At 68.8% G+C, this 17,316-nt stretch carries 15 protein-coding genes; 9 read left to right on the forward strand and 6 right to left on the reverse strand.

Annotated features, from left to right (window positions below; genetic code table 11):
• Nucleotides 1-84 precede the first annotated feature (84 nt).
• The 4 genes from HW837_RS17670 (at nucleotide 85) to HW837_RS17685 (ending at nucleotide 6,855) form a co-directional block, all read left to right on the forward strand.
• Nucleotides 85-1,353 carry a glycosyltransferase gene (locus HW837_RS17670; protein WP_045563172.1) on the forward strand — a complete coding sequence of 423 codons (1,269 nt, stop codon included), beginning with the start codon at nucleotides 85-87 and terminating at the stop codon, nucleotides 1,351-1,353.
• Nucleotides 1,350-3,107, forward strand: coding sequence for an ArnT family glycosyltransferase (locus HW837_RS17675; RefSeq protein ID WP_193380962.1), 1,758 nt, complete (start codon nucleotides 1,350-1,352; stop codon nucleotides 3,105-3,107). The genes HW837_RS17670 and HW837_RS17675 overlap by 4 nt, the downstream gene beginning before the upstream one ends.
• A complete protein-coding gene (locus HW837_RS17680; RefSeq protein ID WP_193380961.1) occupies nucleotides 3,104-4,414 on the forward strand; it encodes a glycosyltransferase in 1,311 nt (436 codons plus the stop codon). Before HW837_RS17675 ends, HW837_RS17680 begins: the two co-directional genes overlap by 4 nt.
• Nucleotides 4,415-4,479: 65 nt before the next feature.
• Entirely contained in the window at nucleotides 4,480-6,855 is a 2,376-nt protein-coding gene (locus HW837_RS17685; protein ID WP_193380971.1) for a galactose oxidase family protein, read from the forward strand.
• Between the two features lie 326 nt (nucleotides 6,856-7,181).
• On the opposite strand, the gene HW837_RS17690 is transcribed toward HW837_RS17685, so the two are convergent.
• The 3 genes from HW837_RS17690 to HW837_RS17700 form a co-directional block, all read right to left on the reverse strand.
• The gene (locus HW837_RS17690; protein WP_045563176.1) at nucleotides 7,182-7,409 is read right to left on the reverse strand and encodes a hypothetical protein; all 228 of its coding nucleotides are present in this window, start codon (nucleotides 7,407-7,409) and stop codon (nucleotides 7,182-7,184) included.
• Entirely contained in the window at nucleotides 7,409-7,744 is a 336-nt protein-coding gene (locus HW837_RS17695; protein ID WP_193380960.1) for a hypothetical protein, read from the reverse strand. The genes HW837_RS17690 and HW837_RS17695 overlap by 1 nt, the downstream gene beginning before the upstream one ends.
• A 147-nt stretch (nucleotides 7,745-7,891) precedes the next feature.
• A complete protein-coding gene (locus HW837_RS17700) occupies nucleotides 7,892-8,611 on the reverse strand; it encodes a GntR family transcriptional regulator (protein WP_193380959.1) in 720 nt (239 codons plus the stop codon).
• A gap of 55 nt (nucleotides 8,612-8,666) precedes the next feature.
• Between HW837_RS17700 and HW837_RS17705 the strand changes: the two genes are divergently transcribed.
• The 4 genes from HW837_RS17705 (at nucleotide 8,667) to HW837_RS17720 (ending at nucleotide 12,575) form a co-directional block, all read left to right on the forward strand.
• Nucleotides 8,667-9,482 (forward strand): class I SAM-dependent methyltransferase, encoded by an 816-nt coding sequence (locus HW837_RS17705; protein ID WP_045563179.1) that lies wholly within the window; start codon nucleotides 8,667-8,669, stop codon nucleotides 9,480-9,482.
• 1,026 nt (nucleotides 9,483-10,508) lie between these two features.
• Nucleotides 10,509-10,853 carry a hypothetical protein gene (locus HW837_RS17710; RefSeq protein ID WP_193380958.1) on the forward strand — a complete coding sequence of 115 codons (345 nt, stop codon included), beginning with the start codon at nucleotides 10,509-10,511 and terminating at the stop codon, nucleotides 10,851-10,853.
• 186 nt (nucleotides 10,854-11,039) lie between these two features.
• A complete protein-coding gene (locus HW837_RS17715) occupies nucleotides 11,040-11,255 on the forward strand; it encodes a hypothetical protein (RefSeq protein ID WP_093790428.1) in 216 nt (71 codons plus the stop codon).
• 549 nt (nucleotides 11,256-11,804) lie between these two features.
• A complete protein-coding gene (locus HW837_RS17720) occupies nucleotides 11,805-12,575 on the forward strand; it encodes a TSUP family transporter (RefSeq protein WP_045559219.1) in 771 nt (256 codons plus the stop codon).
• Nucleotides 12,576-12,597: 22 nt separating this feature from the next.
• On the opposite strand, the gene HW837_RS17725 is transcribed toward HW837_RS17720, so the two are convergent.
• The 3 genes from HW837_RS17725 to trhA all read right to left on the reverse strand — a co-directional run bounded on the left by HW837_RS17725 (nucleotide 12,598) and on the right by trhA (nucleotide 14,898).
• Nucleotides 12,598-13,323 (reverse strand): Mut7-C RNAse domain-containing protein, encoded by a 726-nt coding sequence (locus tag HW837_RS17725; protein WP_045559218.1) that lies wholly within the window; start codon nucleotides 13,321-13,323, stop codon nucleotides 12,598-12,600.
• A gap of 33 nt (nucleotides 13,324-13,356) precedes the next feature.
• Nucleotides 13,357-14,028, reverse strand: a complete 672-nt coding sequence (locus HW837_RS17730; protein ID WP_078853614.1) for a TetR/AcrR family transcriptional regulator — start codon at nucleotides 14,026-14,028, stop codon at nucleotides 13,357-13,359.
• Nucleotides 14,029-14,139: 111 nt separating this feature from the next.
• Nucleotides 14,140-14,898: a PAQR family membrane homeostasis protein TrhA gene (gene trhA / locus HW837_RS17735; protein WP_045559216.1), complete on the reverse strand. Its 759-nt coding sequence runs from the start codon at nucleotides 14,896-14,898 to the stop codon at nucleotides 14,140-14,142.
• A 348-nt stretch (nucleotides 14,899-15,246) separates the two neighbouring features.
• Here trhA and HW837_RS17740 point away from each other — a divergent pair, with 348 nt between their 5' ends.
• Nucleotides 15,247-17,073 (forward strand): phosphoenolpyruvate carboxykinase (GTP), encoded by a 1,827-nt coding sequence (locus HW837_RS17740; protein ID WP_045559215.1) that lies wholly within the window; start codon nucleotides 15,247-15,249, stop codon nucleotides 17,071-17,073.
• Nucleotides 17,074-17,316 lie beyond the last annotated feature (243 nt).

The following is a 17,316-nucleotide window of genomic DNA, read 5'->3' on the forward strand; positions in this document are numbered from 1 at the left end:
GTTTCCCCCTAGGCTCTGCACAGTTACGCGGCGGGAGTAACTCACCGTCGCGCAGGGGGATTTGGGGATCTGGGGGGATCTTTCTTGCTGACGTCCGTCTTCATTGCCGTCGTCTCGCTGCTCTTGTTCTGGATGGCGGCCTTCACGCTGTGGTGGCAGATGCACGCGTGGCGAACGCCCGAAGTGCTGGCCTCCACCCGCTTCAGCAGACCGGACGGCGACGAACATGTGTCGTTCTCACTGCTGCTGCCGGCACGCCACGAACAGGCCGTGCTGGACCACACCATCCAACGACTGCTCGAATCCGGTCACGACGACTTCGAGATCATCGTCATCGTCGGGCACGACGACCCGGAGACCGCCGAGGTGGCCCGGGCCGCGGCGGGACGCGACCCGCGTGTGCGCGTGGTGGTCGACCACCACGAGAAGAAGAACAAGCCGAAGGCCATGAACACGGCGTTACCCCACTGCCGGGGCGACGTCGTCGGGGTCTTCGACGCCGAGGACCAGGTCCACCCCGAGCTCCTGTCCCACGTCGACCACGCCTTCCGCACCACGGGCGCGGACGTCGTGCAGGGCGGGGTGCAGCTCATCAACTACAACTCCAGCTGGTACAGCCTGCGCAACTGCCTGGAGTACTTCTTCTGGTTCCGGTCCCGGCTCCATCTGCACGCGCAGAAAGGATTCATTCCGCTCGGCGGCAACACCGTCTTCGTCCGCACCGACGTGCTGCGCGAGGCCGGCGGCTGGGATCCCGAATGCCTCGCCGAGGACTGCGACCTCGGCGTCCGGCTGTCGAGCGTCGGCAAGAAGGTCGTCGTCGCCTACGACTCCGACATGGTGACCCGCGAGGAGACCCCCGGCAGCCTGATGTCGCTGATGAAGCAACGCACCCGCTGGAACCAGGGCTTCCTCCAGGTCTACCGGAAGAAGGACTGGCGCCAACTGCCCGGATTCCGGCAGCGGTTGCTCGCCCGCTACACCCTGATGACGCCCTATCTCCAGGCCGTCTCCGGTGTGATCATCCCGCTGAACGTCGCCATCGCGCTCTTCCTCGACGTCCCCGTCGGCGTCGCCTTCATCACCTTCCTGCCTGCCGTCACCGCCTTCGTCACCTTCGTGTTCGAGGTCGTCGGACTGCACGACTTCGGCAAGCAGTACGGCCTCCGCGTCCGGTTCGTCCACTACGTCAAGCTCGTCGTGGGCGGCCCCTTCTACCAGGTGCTCCTCGCCTTCGCCGCCGTACGCGCGGTGTGGCGCGAGCAACGGGGCCGCAACGACTGGGAGCTGACGAGCCATGTCGGCGCACATCTCGTGAACGCGAACGTCAACCGAGAGGACGTTCCTGCGTGACCTCCACACTTCCCGCGGCGGCCAAGACGGAAGTCAAGGTCCCCGCGCAGCGGACAGCTGCGCCCACAGCCGGTTCGACAGGCCGAACAAACGGTTCCTCTTCCGCTTCGCCCGCGCCCGAGGCGCCGCCGAAGCGCCTGCGGGACTCGCGCCCCGACCTGCTCCTGTGCGGTCTCCTCCTCGTCGCGATCATGATCGTGCAGGGCTGGAACATCGCCGACTACCCGACCCTCAGCGACGACGAGGGCACCTACCTCGCGCAGGCCTGGGCCGTCCAGGAGGGCAGAGGCCTCGCCCACTACACCTACTGGTACGACCACCCGCCCTTCGGCTGGATCCAGCTCGCCGTCCTGACCTGGATCCCCGCGCAGCTCGCCCCCGCGTCGATGACCGTCGGCTCGATGCGCGGGGTGATGCTGCTGATCAGCGCGGTCAGCGCCGTCCTCGTCTACGTCCTCGGCCGCCGTCTGTCGCTGCCCCGCTGGGCCGCCGGCCTCGGCATGGCCCTCTTCGGGCTGTCCCCGCTGTCGGTGGTGCTCCAGCGGGAGATCTTCCTCGACAACATCGCGGTGATGTGGACCCTGCTGGCGTTCTGCCTCGCCGCCTCGCCCAGCCGTCACCTCTGGCACCACTTCGGCGCCGGCATCGCCGCCGCCGCGGCCGTGCTCACCAAGGAGACGATGCTCCTCGTCCTGCCGGCTGTGCTGCTCACCATGTGGCGGCACAGCCACCGGGACACCCGGAAGTTCGCCATCACCGGCGCCGTCACCGCCTGCACCCTGATCGGCGTCTCGTACCCGCTGTTCGCCCTGCTCAAGGGCGAGTTGCTGCCCGGCGCCGGCCATGTGTCCCTCTGGGACGGCATCGTCTACCAGATGAGCCGCCCCGGCTCCGGCTTCATCCTCACCGAGGGCACGGGCTCGTACGGCGTCCTGCAGTCCTGGCTGTACTACGACCGCGTGCTGCCGCTCGGCGGGCTCGCGGGCGCGCTGCTGCTGTTGCTGACCTGGCGCTGGTCGGTGACCGCGAGAGCCCTCGCCGGCCCCGCGCTCGCCGTCGCGATCCTCGCCGGCATGGCCCTGCGCCCCGGCTACCTCCCCGCCATGTACGTCCTCCAGGCGCTTCCCTTCCTCGCGCTCGTCCTCGCGGGCGGCACGGCGAGCGTCACCCACGGCGTCCTGCGCCGATGGCGCAGCGCGACCGAACGCAGGCCCGTGACCTGGGCGAGGCACGCCCTCGCCCTCGCCCTGGCCGCCGCCGCGGCCGCGTACGTCGTCCCGCGCTGGTACGACGGCAACCACACCGCGATGACGTTCAACGCCAACGCGCCCTACCAGCGGGCCGCCGAGTGGCTCGGCCGGGAGGTCGACGACCCCGCGGACACCCGGGTCCTCGTCGACGACGCGCTCTGGCTCGACCTCGTCCACGAGGGCTACGAGCCGGGCCTCGGCGTCATCTGGTTCTACAAGGCCGACCTCGACCCGGCGGTGACGAAGACGATGCCCCGCGGCTGGCGCGACCTCGACTACGTGGTCGCTTCCCCGACGGTACGGCGCGACGCGGAGGACCTGCCCAACGTCAAGGGCGCGATGGAGAACTCGACCCCCGTGGCCACCTTCGGCACCGGCGAGGACCGGATCGAGATCCGCAGGATCGAGGGCGCGGGGGACGACGACCGGGCCCGCGACGCCGGTGCCGCCGAGGGTGACAACGACCCGATCCGCGAGACCGAGGCCGCTGGAGGCGACCGATGAGCAGCGGAAGCTACGAGTCCACAGCCCCCGAAGAGCTGGGCGACCCGGCGGTGCGCGGCGCCGAGGTGCCCGAGCCGGGGGCCGTCACCATCGTCGTACCGACCTTCAACGAGTCCGCCAACGTACGGGAGCTGCTGCACCGCATCACCGAGACGGTGCCGTCCCGGCTGCCCTGCGAGGTCGTCTTCGTGGACGACTCCACCGACGACACCCCGGAGGTCATCGACGCCGCCGCCCAGGACTGCCCGTTCCCCGTGACCGTGCTGCACCGCGACGAACCGGTCGGCGGACTCGGCGGCGCGGTCGTCGAGGGCATCAAAGCAGCCGGCTCCGACTGGGTCGTCGTCATGGACGGCGACCTCCAGCATCCGCCGTCCCTGGTACCGGAGTTGGTGGCCACCGGGGAGCGGTCGGCCGCCGGTCTGGTGGTCGCCTCCCGCTACATCAAGGGCGGCAGCCGGGCCGGACTCGCCGGGAGCTACCGCGTGGCCGTCTCGCGCGGCGCGACCTGGCTGACCAAGTCCCTCTTCCCGCGCCGGCTGCACGGCATCAGCGACCCGATGAGCGGCTTCTTCGCCATCCGCCGCAGCGCGGTCACCGCGGACGTCCTCCAGCCGCTCGGCTACAAGATCCTCCTCGAACTCGCCGTGCGCAGCCGCCCCCGGCGGGTCACGGAGGTGCCGTTCGTCTTCCAGGACCGCTACGCCGGCGAGTCCAAGTCGACCGCGCGCGAGGGGTTCAGGTTCCTGCGCCACCTCATGGGGCTGCGGACGGCCTCGCCGCTCGCCCGCATGATCGTCTTCGGGCTGATCGGTGTCACGGGCTTCGTCCCGAACCTCGCCGGTCTCTACGCCCTGACCTCGGCCGGCCTGCACTACGTGCCCGCGGAGATCCTCGCCAACCAGCTCGGGGTGGTCTGGAACTTCCTCCTCATCGAGCACCTGTGCTTCCGCGAGCGCCGTAGGCACCGCAAGGGATGGGACCGCATCGGCAGGTTCGCGCTGCTCGCCAACGCCGATCTGGTGCTGCGCATCCCGCTGATCGCCCTGTTCGTCGGCGAGTTCGGGATGGGGGCGCTGCCCGCGACCGCGCTCGCCCTGGTGACGACGTTCGTGCTGCGCTTCGTGGGGACCGAGGCGCTCGTCTATCTGCCGCGCGAGAAGTCCGGCCGTGGCGGGAGGTCTCGCCGTGGGGAGCGCGGCGAGGACAGGAAGACCGGTCGGCCGGAGCGGTCGGAGGAGGCCGGTCAGCCGGGTCAGCCCGGTCAGCCGGAGAAGTCGGAGAAGTCGGCAAGGAGAGCCGCGTGAGGAACCTTCTGAAGAACCACTGGACGACCCGGACGAGACCGAGACGGAGAACCGCACTGCTGGCGGTGGGCGCACTCGCCTCCGGGCTGCTGCTGATCTCGCCCCAGCCCGCGTCCGCCGCCAACCTCGTCAAGAACCCCGGCTTCGAGACGGCCGGCACCGGCGACATGCCGTACTGCTGGTCGAAGTCCGGCTGGGGCGACAACGACTTCACCTTCACGGCGGTGGCGGACGCCCACTCGGGCTCCAAAGCCATGAAGGTGGAGCTGACCCGCCGGGTCTCCGGCGACCGCAAGGCCCTGATCACGGAGTCGGCGGCCTGCGCGCCGCCGGTCACCGTCGGCAAGCAGTACGACCTGGGCCTCTGGTACAAGTCGACGACCCCGGACACCTCCCTCACGCTCTTCCGGCACGACACCACCGCCGGCTGGCAGTACTGGACCGACCTCAAGTCGCTGGAGATGGCGGGGAGTTGGACCGAGGCGACGATCCGCACCCCCGCGGTCCCGGCGGGCACCGACCGGATCACCTGGGGCGTCTCCGTCTACGGCACCGGTGCCGTCACCACCGACGACTACACGATGGACCAGGTCGCCGACCCGGTCCCGGACCCGGAGTGCACCGGCACGCCGACCGAGTGCCAGAACGGCCGCTGGGACGTCCTGCCCACCCAGAACCCCGTCCGCTCCATGCACTCCGTCGTCCTCAACAACGGCAAGGTGCTGCTGATCGCCGGGTCCGGCAACAGCGAGGAGATGTTCGAGGCGGGCACCTTCACGTCGGCGGTGTACGACCCGAAGAACGGCACGTACAAGCAGATCCCGACCCCGGACGACATGTTCTGCGCGGGCCATGTGCAGTTGGACGACGGCCGGGTGCTGGTGATGAGCGGCAACAAGGCGTATCCGGTGGTGGGCGGACACGGCTACGAGGGCTACAAGGACTCGTACGTCTTCGACCCGGTGACGGAGATGTACAGCAAGACGAACGACATGAACGACGGCCACTGGTACCCGTCGGCGACGATCCTCGGCAACGGCGACGTCATCTCCTTCGGCGGTCTGCGCGAGGACTCCACGGGTTCGGTGACGGCCGAGCTGTGGTCCGACGCCGAGCAGAAGTGGCTCGAACTCTGGAAGGTCAACCAGACCTGGTCGTACTGGGGCCTGTACCCGTCGATGATCCTCATGCAGGACGGCCGCCTCTTCTACTCGGGCAGCCATGTCTTCGGCAACAACATCCCGGGGACGGGTTCGGCGATCTACGACTACGGGGCCAACACGGTCACGCAGGTCCCCGGCCTGCAGCGGAAGGACGAACGCGACCAGTCCGCGAGCGTGCTGCTGCCCCCGGCCCAGGACCAGAAGGTCCTCACGCTCGGCGGCGGCAACATCGACTCCAACCCGGCGGCGAACCGTCTGACGGACGTCATCGACCTCAAGGCCGCGAACCCGGCGTACGTCGCCGGGCCACCGATCCCGCAGGGCACGGTGGACCTGGGAGCGGGCAAGGTCGCCCAGACGGGCGACCAGGGCAAGATGTACGTCTCGGCGGTGCTGCTGCCCGACGGCAAGGTCCTGGAGACGGGCGGCGCCCTGCACAACCGCGCCGACCCGGTCTACGAGACGTCGATCTACGACCCGGCGACCAACACGTTCGACCAGGTGGCGACGGATCCGGAGGAGCGCGGCTACCACTCCTCGGCCTTCCTCCTGCCCGACGGCCGCGTCATGACCACGGGCGACAATCCGGGCAACGGCACCTGGAACCACGACGTGTCGATCTACACCCCGCCGTACCTCCTGAAGGGCGCCCGCCCCGCCATCACCTCGGTGATCGACAAGGAGTGGGTGTACGGCGACACGCAACGCATCACGGTCGACCGCCCGATCGCGAAGGCGGAACTGATCCGCCCCGCCGCCGTGACGCACTCGTCGGATCCGAACCAGCGCTTCGTGGACCTTCCTCTGTCGGTCGACGGCAACAACGTCGACCTGAACGTGACGAGCAACCCGAACCTGGCCCCGCCGGGCTGGTACATGCTCTTCGCGGTCGACGCCAACGGAGTCCCCTCGGTCGCCGAATGGGTCCACCTCCAGGGCCCGACCGCCCTCGCGCAGGCCTCCGGCGACGCCCCGTCGGCCCACGTCCACGACTTCGCGGACGCCCCGAAGGGCAAGGTCACGGGCCCGGGCAAGAAGGTCAGGTCGAAGAAGGTCAGCCCGACCCTCTCCGGCTGCGACCGCCACTACGGCACGGCGAACGTCTGCGTGCCGACGACGTTCCCGTCCGAGGTCGCGAACACGACGGCCGCACGCTGCGCGTGGCTGACCCGGAACGACTACGGCCCGCTCAAGGTCAACGGCAAGGACGACCCCCTGAGGCTGGACCGCGACGGGGACGGCCTGGCGTGCGGGAAGGGGGACGTGAGGCGCCGCTGACGGTCAGCCGGTCGGCGTGGTCGGCCCCCGTGCCCGGTGGACAACCGCCGGGCACGGGGGTCGTGTCGGTTACGCGCGCTCGATGATGTGCGCGGCGCTGGGCGAGGCTTGGACGGACCGTCGACATTCCGGTGCGGCTGGTGGCGGAGGTTGGCTGTCGAGGGCTCGGCAGAGGGCGGCGTGCAGGTGCTCGGCTTCGGCGAGGGTGAGTGTCAGCTCAGTGTCTGTCGGGTCTCCGCCGGTACGGGTCAGGCGTATAGGTACGGCGAGACGGTTGTCGCCGATGCGCCGTACCGGCCGCTCGGGGGTGCGCTCGATGGTCCAACTCAATGCGTCGCCCCGTCCTTTCCGATGCGGGTGAGGCGGTACGTGCCCCACAGTTTCCGCCCTTCCAGACACCCGTCCTGAGCCTTGGGGCGGCCCTTGCAGCCCTCGGCGCATCGGCGGGTGTGCTCGAACCACAGCTGGTAGGCGCGAAGCATGGGGATCTCTGCTCGTTCGGCGACGGCCTGGACCCGTCCCCGTCCCTGTTCCGGTGCCTGTCCGCTGATCATCAGCACACCTCCGCGAACTGCCGTACCTGCCGCAGCTGTTGCCGCACCTCGGGAGTCAGGACATACGCCCCGACGAGGGTGCTGGCGATGTCCTTGGTGGTGATGTCCGGCAGTTCGGTCTGAGGCCTCGGACATCGGGTTCGCGTTCGGCCTCTGTGACGCCGAGCGCTGGCGAGGAAGGCGGCCCACATCTCGGGGGAGAGGTGGTTGGCGAGCATGCTCGGGACGGGGGCCGGTGCGGTGTCGGGTTCGTGGGCCGTGCGGTCGGATTCAGGTTCAGGCGGCCCGAAGAACACGGCCCTCACCCGTACGAGTGCCCGTGATAGAAGGTGCATCGTCGGTCTCCTTGTCAGGTCTGATCGGCCGTGCCCGGGACCGTGTCGGCGGTCGCCGGGGTGTCCCGTGCCCGATGCGGGCGTGGCGTCGCCCCAAAAAGAGACTGGACCGGTGGACCGGTCCAGTCAAGCGAAACGCCGTTTTCCCTACCTCATGGGGTAGTTGTCGACCTGCTCGAACACATGAGAGGCCGTCACTCCCTCTTCGCAGACGAGCGGCCGATGATCCTGGTCAAAGGCCACGTGCAGCACGACCGCGACCGCGGCCGGTTGCTCTACTTCGAGCAACTGGGCCTCATCGCTGTCGGCCAGCCGCACCGTAGTCGTGTCAGTCCCCTCCACCGGGATACGGCCTGTCTCGCGGCGCACGTAGTGCGTGGTCCCCTCGGCGATGGGCCCCCTCAGAGCCAGACGTGGGGCGGCGTCAGCGACGGCGGCAGGAAACCAGGCAGTCACGAGCGTGTGTGGGGAGCCGTCGTCGAGCAACACGAGCCGGATTCTCCGCAGCACTTCCTCGCCCGCCTGCAACTCCAGCGCTTCCGCGACGTGCGGCGGCGGCACCGTACGGTCGGGGACACCGATACGCCGGTACGGGGCGCCACCTGAGACTCGGGTGGAGCCGACGCGGCGGGCGCCGGCGGGCCGGGCGACGGGGGTCTCGGCGACGACGAATCCAGCGCCCTGCCGAGCACTGACAAGGCCGTCGTTACGCAGAACGTCGTACGCCTTGACGACGGTGGCTCTGGACACACCCCACTGCTCGGCCAGATCGCGGCCGGACGGAAGCATGTCCCCGGGCCCGAACTCGCCGTTCGCGATCCGGGTGCGCAGATCCTCGGCGATCTGCTCGTACTTCAGCTGCGGCATGGGTCTCGCTTCCGATCACTGGACTGGTCCACCGGTTCGCCACCAGAATGCCCGTATGCCAAGCCCTGAGGTAGCGCCGGAGATCGTGAGGTTCTACACGGAGAGGATCAACGAGTCCGACCGGCTGTCCACGACGGCGGACGGACACCTGGAACTGGTCCGAACCCAGGAGTTGCTACGCCGCCACCTGCCGCCCCCGCCCGCCAGCATCCTCGACGTGGGCGGCGGTCCCGGCGCCCACGCCCGCTGGCTCGTGGCGGACGGCTACGAAGTCCACGTCATCGACCCGATCCCCCGCCACTTGCCCCAGGCCGAACGAGTCGGTGCCACAGCGGCGTTGGGCGATGCCCGCGACCTCCCACAACCGGATGCCTCTTACGACGTGGTCCTTCTCCTGGGCCCCCTCTACCACCTCCCCGAGCGAGCCGACCGAGACCGGGCTCTCGCGGAGGCCCGCCGCGTGCTCAAACCGGGGGGCCTCCTCGCAGTGGCCGGCATCAACCGCTACGCCTCCCTCTTCGAACACACCGCCTTCGCCCACCTCCACAAGGAGCCTCTGCGAGACAGCATCTCCAGCATCCTCGCCACCCAGATCCACGACGGCAGAAAGGCCTTCACGAAGGCCTACTTCCACACCGGCGCCCAACTCCTCGACGAGGTAACTGCCGCTGCCTTCACCTCTACCGAGGTCTACGGCATCGAAGGCCCCGCCTGGTCCCTCTTGGCGGCCACGGAACGCCACACGGGCGAACCGCTCGCCGACTCACCGCTCTTCAAGTCGGCCTTGACCGCGGCACGGATGGCAGAGCCCTACCCGGAGCTGCTCTCGGCGAGCTCCCACCTACTGGTGGTCGGGCGACGGCCGGCATGACCGGTCACCCACACGCACCACGACGACGCGCACATGCCCGGCTCGTCCTCGGTGACGAGGACACACTCGCCGAGTTTGAAGGAGAGCCACAGGCGTACCGGTGGTTCTTCCACAGAGATGGATCTGCGGTTGATGCCCGCCTGGTCAGCGCCGACGAGGCCCAAGCTCCGGATAGCTCAGGGGTAGTTCTCTGGTCAGGCCGCCACACCGTCACGGCACTCGCACGGTCTGCCGTCCGTGCCTTCGACCGGATCGACTATGAACAGGGCGAAGCCTACGAGTCCCACTGGGGTCGGCCGTCTCCCCGGACCGAACTCGAAGCTCTACGAACCGCAATGCGATCGCACCAGAGCGCCACAGCAACCAACGGCACCGCCGCCCAGGAGGGCCGATGAGCGGAAGTCCGGGCCGTCCCTGGGCCGTCCGACGCTGTTCAACAGTGGCCAAGGACGACCAACGACGACCACCAGGCGCACGAGCCCACAGCCCCTGACCAGCAAATACCAGGTCACCAAGATCCCGGACAAGACCCCGGCGGACAGCCGCGGACCATCGCAGCAGGTGAGAGATACATCGGCTGGAGGTCAGGCACTCACCGCAGTTGAAGCAGGACGAAGCGGTCGCTCCGTTAAGGTGCGCGGTATGACCGACGACGCCGCGGCCTGTTCCGAGTGCAGCCAGCCCATGAAGTCTGGTGGCTTCATTCTCTCCAGGCGGGAGGACGATGGCCGGCGGACCTGCCGGACGTTGTGGAGATGTAGCGGTCGGCATGTCTGGTGGAACTGGGCCGACCGGCCGGATGAGCCTTTGGAGCCCTGCCCCGTGCCGCAGCTCTTCCGCTGACATCCAACGTTGACATCAACGCCCCGGACGGTGGCGACACTCAGCACCTACGCGTGGCACCGGTAACTGATGTGGGCCCCATCCGGGACGAGAAGAGATCGAACTCCTGAAGCGAGTGTCGCAGGTTCGAGTCTCGCCGGGGCACGGAAGAAGGCCCAGTGTCGAGACGGCTACGTTGAGGGCGTGGACGAAGAAGCGATCACCATCAGGCTCACGCGCGATCAAGCGTTCGTGCTGTCGGACTGGCTTTACCAAGTCATGTTCCAGTCCGACGACCTTGAGGGAATCGTGCGCGACCGAGCCGTATGGTCACCGATCTACACCATCTCTGGAACGTTGGACACGACGCTGAGCGAGATCTTCATGCCCGACTACGCCGAGCGACTCGACGCAGCCAAGGGGCGGCTCCGAGTCGACCTCTACGGCGATGCCGACGGACCAGATGCGTCAGGCAGGGACGCGGACGCCGCACCACAAGCGCACCAGATAGAGAGGGGAGCAGCGGGGAATCACGGTGAAAGCAGCTGAGCCAGACGAAGCCATGGCTCAGTCATTGGCCCAGGTCAGCGCCCAGACCAGCTCCAAATGCTCGCAGCTTCCCAAACTGAGAGCACTGGATCTGCGGCAACGTCCGGCCGTCGCGACTTGCCGGGGATGAAGGCGGGGCAGCCGCAGCTCCGCGCAGATGCGGCGTTGGCCTGTCACGATCAAGCCGTGGCCAACCTGTCGAAGACCGCAGATCGTCTGGACGCCGTCATGGACCTGATGGGTCCGGTGATCGGCGTCATTGCGCTGGCAGTGGGCATCCAGACCTACGGTGACGGTGGATCTGTGGGTTGGCCCCTGGCCGGGGCGGCGCTACTCGTGACCAATCTCTTGGTGGCTTGGCGTCGGCTCTCCGGGCGTCGGCGCTCGGATACCTCGTCGTAGCGACGTTGCACGGCTGCCCTGCTTACCACCCCAGCAACCGGCCGTGACCGACAGTCGCCCTGGGGCCGGAAGGTGGCCTCGTTGAACCACGTTGACCGATCTTCGTCGAGCTGCGGACCAGCAGGCTGTCCAGGCGGACCCGGTTGGCCCCGGGGTTAGCTGCCTTCGGCCCGTGGTCGGTAGGCGCAGAGGGATCGCGGCGGGGGTCCCGCCGCCCGCGACAGCCGGACACAGCCGGCTGCGGTGCTCGTCCCCGCACCCGTCACGACGAGACATGTTGTTCCACCACGTCCGACGGACCTCTCTGTCTCTGAAGCGGCACCGTGAGTGACTCGCTCGCATGCGCCCCGATCCCTCCGACTCCGGTGCGCCGCCGGGGAGATGGCCCATAGAGCGAACAGCTGGCCCTTGCAAGTAATATGCATCAAGCTATTCAGGTCCTTACGGGCCGCCCGTGACGTGGAGTCTCGTCCTGTCCCCTGGGGGTTTCGTGATGGCCGTGACCGCTTTCTCTCCGGCGGGCCCGCCGATCGTCACGAAAGGACTGGGATGGACCCAGAGATAGTCGCCGCGCTTCTGGTGGCCGCGACCGCGGCCGGGTGGGTGGACGCCGTGGTGGGGGGTGGTGGGCTGATCCTGATTCCGACGCTGCTGGTGGCGTTTCCGACCATGGCACCGGCCACCGTGCTGGGCACCAACAAACTGACGGCGATCACCGGCACCAGCGTTGCCGCCGTCACCTATGCGCGGCGCACCAAACTGGACCGGTCCGTGGCGCTTTCCGCGGCCGGACTCGCGATCCCCTCCGCCGGAGTCGGTGCCCTCTCGGCATCGAGCCTGCCGTCCGACTGGTTCCGGCCGTTGATCATGGCTCTGCTCATCGGAGTGGCGGCCTTCGTGACGTTGCGCCCCAGCTTCGGATCCGTGATCGAGACCGCCGACGCCGTCAGCCGACGACGGAGGCTGATGGCCGTCGGCGTGGCCGGCTGCGGCGTCGGCTTCTACGACGGTGTCTTCGGACCCGGCACCGGAACCTTCCTCATCATGAGCTTCACCGCCCTGCTGTCCATGGAGTTCCTCCAGAGCTCGGCACTGGCGAAGATCGTGAACGTGGGGACGAACTTCGGCGCGCTCACGGTCTTCGCCGTGCAGGGCCACATCCTGTGGACCCTCGGGGCGGGGATGGCCGTCTGCAACATCGTGGGCGCCACCCTCGGCGCGCGGACCGCGCTGAAGCGGGGCTCCGGCTTCATCCGCGGCGTGCTGCTCGTGGTCGTCACCGCGTTGGTGATCAAACTCGCGGTCGACCAGTTCGGATGACGCCGACGCGGGTCATGACGGCTCACCCGCCGCGCGTCTCCAGCGCCTCCCGCACGATCGCCTCCAACTGCTCGTGGTGCGCGCCCTTCCAGTACGCCCGGCCGCAGGTGTCGCACTGGGCGAAGACGTCGTACGAGCGTTCCGTGCCGCCCTCCAGGCGGTCCGCCACCTCTTCCTTCGTGGCCGGCTTCAGGAGGCCGTTGCAGGCGGTGCAGCGGGTCCAGGGGTGCAGGGGCGGGGCGAAACGGGCCAGTACGTCGCGGAGTTGTTCGTCCGGCTGGGTGCTGTAGACGTACGCCCCGGCCCACAGTTCGCGGCGTCGCAGCAGACCCCGGTCGCGGCTGAGCATCACCCGTCGCTCGGTGGCGGAGAGCGTGGCGAGGGCCGGGTCGCCGAGGTCCGTGGACTCGTACGCCGCGTCGACGCCCAGCAGGCGCAGCCGGCGGGCCAGGGTGCCGAGGTGGACGTCGAGGAGGAAGCGGAGCGGGGCGCCCGGGACCTGCTGGGGGCGTTCCACCGGCCGTACGGTCACCGACTCGCCGTCCGCCGGGACGTGGGACACCCGGACCTCGTGTCCGTCCACGACCAGTGCGCCCACCTCCGTCAGCGGTACACCCAGGGACTCCACGACATGGCCGAGCGTGGAGACCCCGTCGGTGGCCAGCGGCCTCGCCCCCGTGCGGTGGGCGTGGGGGACGAACAGGGCCAGTTCGGGGGCGACTTCGATGTGGATCTCGGCGGGTTTCACCTGGTCAGGATGGCATGGGAGCGGGGCGGAGGCTCAGGGGTTTTCCGCGCCCGGGCCGTGCTGGAGGGTGCCCAGGCCGTGCTGGAGGGTGTCCAGGGCGCGGTCCACCAGGTCGGCGAAGTCGTCGCGGTGGTCGTTCTCCGCCCAGTAGAGCGACGTTTCCAGCAGGCCGCCGATCAGGGACATCGCCCAGACCCTGACCTCCAGGCTGTCCGGGTCGCGGCCCGTGCGCTCGCCGATCGCGGTGCAGAGCACGCGGCCCGTGACCGACATGCTCTCCATCATGCGTGAGCGCACCGCCGGGACCTGGACCATCAGACGGGTGCGCAGCCGGGCGGCCTCCGCGTCCTCCTCGACGCCCGTGCGGACGGCCTCCCGCATCACGTGCCGGATGCTGTCCGGCCAGGGCTCGTCCGCCGGGCGTCCCCGTAGTTCCTCCAGCAGGACCGGGTCGTATTCGTCGGTGAGGACGATGTCCTCCTTGGCCGGGAAGTAGCGGAAGACGGTCGACGGCGACACCTCCGCCCGGTCGGCGATCTGCTCGATCGTCGTGGCGTCGTAGCCCTGCTCCCGGACCAGCGCGTACATCGCCGAGCGGATCGTCTCGCGCGTCTTGATCTTCTTCCGCTCCCGTAGTCCGAGGCGAGGGCGGTCGGCGGGGGGAGCGGGGGCGGGAGTGGAGGCGGTGGGGCGTGCGGCCGTCATGCGGTCATTGTCGGGCATCGGCCCACCAGGGGGCCCAGGCGGCGGTGGGCGCACGGCAATGGCCACGGCTCGGGAGCCGTGGCCAGGGAGAGGGGTGCGAGGAGTCGCGTACTACGCGTGCTGGTACGCCACCAGCGAGATCCCCACGTAGTGCGTGATGAACGCCGCCAGGGTCAGGGAGTGGAAGACCTCGTGGAAGCCGAACCAGCGCGGTGACGGATCCGGGCGCTTCAGGCCGTAGATGACTCCGCCGACGCTGTAGAGGACGCCGCCGACGATCACCAGGACGAGGACGGCGATACCGCCGGTGCGCATGAAGTCGGGCAGGAAGAAGACCGCGGCCCAGCCCATCGCGATGTAGCAGGGGGTGTAGAGCCAGCGCGGGGCACCGACCCAGAAGACCCGGAAGACGATGCCGGCGAGCGCCGCCGCCCAGATGCCCCACAGCAGCCACTGTCCCTTGGCGCCCGGCAGCAGCAGCATCGTCAGCGGGGTGTAGGTGCCCGCGATGATCAGGAAGATGTTGGCGTGATCCAGTCGGCGCAGGATGCCGTCCATGCGCGGGCTCCAGTTGCCCCGGTGGTACAGCGCGCTGACGCCGAAGAGCAGGCAGGCCGTGAGGGTGAAGATCCCGCAGGCGATACGGCCGCGCGTGGAACCCGCGAGAGCGGTGAGCACCAGGCCGGCGACGAGCGCGGCCGGAAACATGCCGAGATGGAGCCAGCCCCGGAGTCTGGGCTTGATCTCACCGGTGATCTGGTGGATCTCGTCGGTGATCTGGTGGGCGATCTGATGCGGTAGGGAGCGCTCGTCGGACGGGCGGCCGTCGGCCGGCGTCTCCTTGTGTGCATCGGGGACGGACGCAGTCATGTCTCGCATCGTACCTACGGAACCGTAACTTACGGGAGCGCGCGGACCGTTCGCGCATCCGGAAGTGGCCATCCTCTCACGCGGCGGGCTCACGAGGATGCTCGAACGCGCATTCCGCCACCCCTGGTGAGGTGGTGGTGACACAGGGAAACCTCCCGGGCGGAATCGGGGGAGTGGTGATGGTCACGATGCTCACGTGGGCGGCCCTCTGGACAGATGGGCGCTCCCATCGGATGATCAAATGAGTGCGGTCGGCACCGGATGAGCGCCCAGAGATCCAACCGTGAAGCATCCGGGTCGCAGCCCCCACGGGGCCTCCAACACAAAATCCCTCATTTAGGAGCAATCGTGGCGCGCGACATCGCGGCTCCCCCTTCAACCGTCCCGACCACCCACCGAGAACTCGTGGCGTGGGTGAACGAGATCGCCGAACTGACCGAGCCGGACAACGTGGTCTGGTGCGACGGATCCGAGGCCGAGTACGAGCGCCTGTGCGGGGAGCTCGTCGAGAAGGGCACCTTCCGGAAACTCGACCCGATCAAGCGCCCGAACTCCTACTACGCCGCGTCCGACCCGACCGATGTCGCCCGGGTCGAGGACCGTACGTTCATCTGTTCGGAGAAGGAGGAGGACGCGGGCCCGACCAACCACTGGAAGGCCCCCGCCGAGATGCGGGAGATCTTCCAGGGCGAGAAGGGCCTGTTCCGCGGCTCGATGCGCGGGCGCACGATGTACGTCGTCCCGTTCTGCATGGGCCCGCTGGGCTCGCCGCTCTCCGCCATCGGCGTCGAGATCACCGACTCCGCGTACGTCGCCGTCTCCATGCGCACGATGACCCGTATGGGACAGCCCGTGCTGGACGAGCTCGGCTCCGAGGGCTTCTTCGTGAAGGCCGTGCACACCCTCGGCGCCCCGCTGGAGCCCGGCCAGGCCGATGTGCCGTGGCCCTGCAACAGCACCAAGTACATCTCCCACTTCCCCGAGAGCCGCGAGATCTGGTCGTACGGCTCCGGGTACGGCGGCAACGCGCTGCTCGGCAAGAAGTGCTACGCCCTGCGCATCGCCTCGGTGATGGCGCGCGACGAGGGCTGGCTGGCCGAGCACATGCTGATCCTCAAACTGACGCCCCCGCAGGGCGAGTCGAAGTACGTGGCGGCGGCCTTCCCGTCGGCCTGCGGCAAGACGAACCTCGCGATGCTGGAGCCGACGATCTCCGGCTGGACCGTCGAGACGATCGGCGACGACATCGCGTGGATGCGCTTCGGTGAGGACGGGCAGCTCTACGCGATCAACCCCGAGGCCGGGTTCTTCGGTGTCGCGCCCGGCACCGGTGAGCACACCAACGCCAACGCGATGAAGACCCTCTGGGGCAACTCGGTCTTCACCAACGTCGCCCTGACCGACGACGGCGACATCTGGTGGGAGGGGATGACGGAGGAGACTCCGGCGCACCTCACCGACTGGAAGGGCAACGACTGGACGCCGTCCGCCGGGACGCCGGCCGCCCACCCCAACGCCCGTTTCACGGTGCCGGCGGCGCAGTGCCCGATCATCGCGCCGGAGTGGGAGAACCCCAAGGGTGTGCCGATCTCGGCGATCCTGTTCGGCGGCCGCCGGGCCACGGCCGTACCGCTGGTGACGGAGTCCTTCGACTGGAACCACGGGGTGTTCCTGGGCGCGAACGTGGCGTCCGAGAAGACCGCGGCGGCCGAGGGCAAGGTCGGCGAACTGCGCCGCGACCCGTTCGCGATGCTGCCCTTCTGCGGCTACAACATGGGCGACTACATGGGCCACTGGGTCGATGTCGCCAAGGACAAGGACCAGTCCAAGCTGCCGAAGATCTACTACGTCAACTGGTTCCGCAAGAACGACGCGGGCAAGTTCGTGTGGCCCGGGTTCGGCGAGAACAGCCGGGTGCTCAAGTGGATCGTGGACCGGCTGGACGGCAAGGCGGACGGGGTGGAGACGCCGATCGGCATCCTGCCGACGCGGGAGGCCCTGGACACGGAGGGGCTGGATCTGTCCGCCTCCGACCTGGACTTCCTGCTGACCGTCGACAAGGAGGTGTGGCGGGAGGAAGCGGCGCTCGTGCCCGAGCATCTCAACACGTTCGGTGATCACACGCCGAAGGAGTTGTGGGACGAGTACCGGGCGCTGGTGAGCCGCCTGGGCTGACGCCCTTTCGCTCCGCGGTCGGCCGGGTATGGGTTGCCCTGACCAGTGACTTCTCTTGGCCGACCGCGGGTTTTTTGTGCGCGTGGTAGCTCGGGTGGTGCGTGTTTCGTCGGCGGGTGCGGGTGCGTGGGGCTTCTCGCGCAGTTCCCCGCGCCCCTGAAAGGCCTCCGGCCTTTCGGCCGAAAAAGCAGGGCGCAGCCCGCTTTTTCAGGGGCGCGGGGAACTGCGCGACCAGCCCCCACC

The organism is Streptomyces caniscabiei, assembly GCF_014930365.1.
Lineage (GTDB): Bacteria > Actinomycetota > Actinomycetes > Streptomycetales > Streptomycetaceae > Streptomyces > Streptomyces caniscabiei.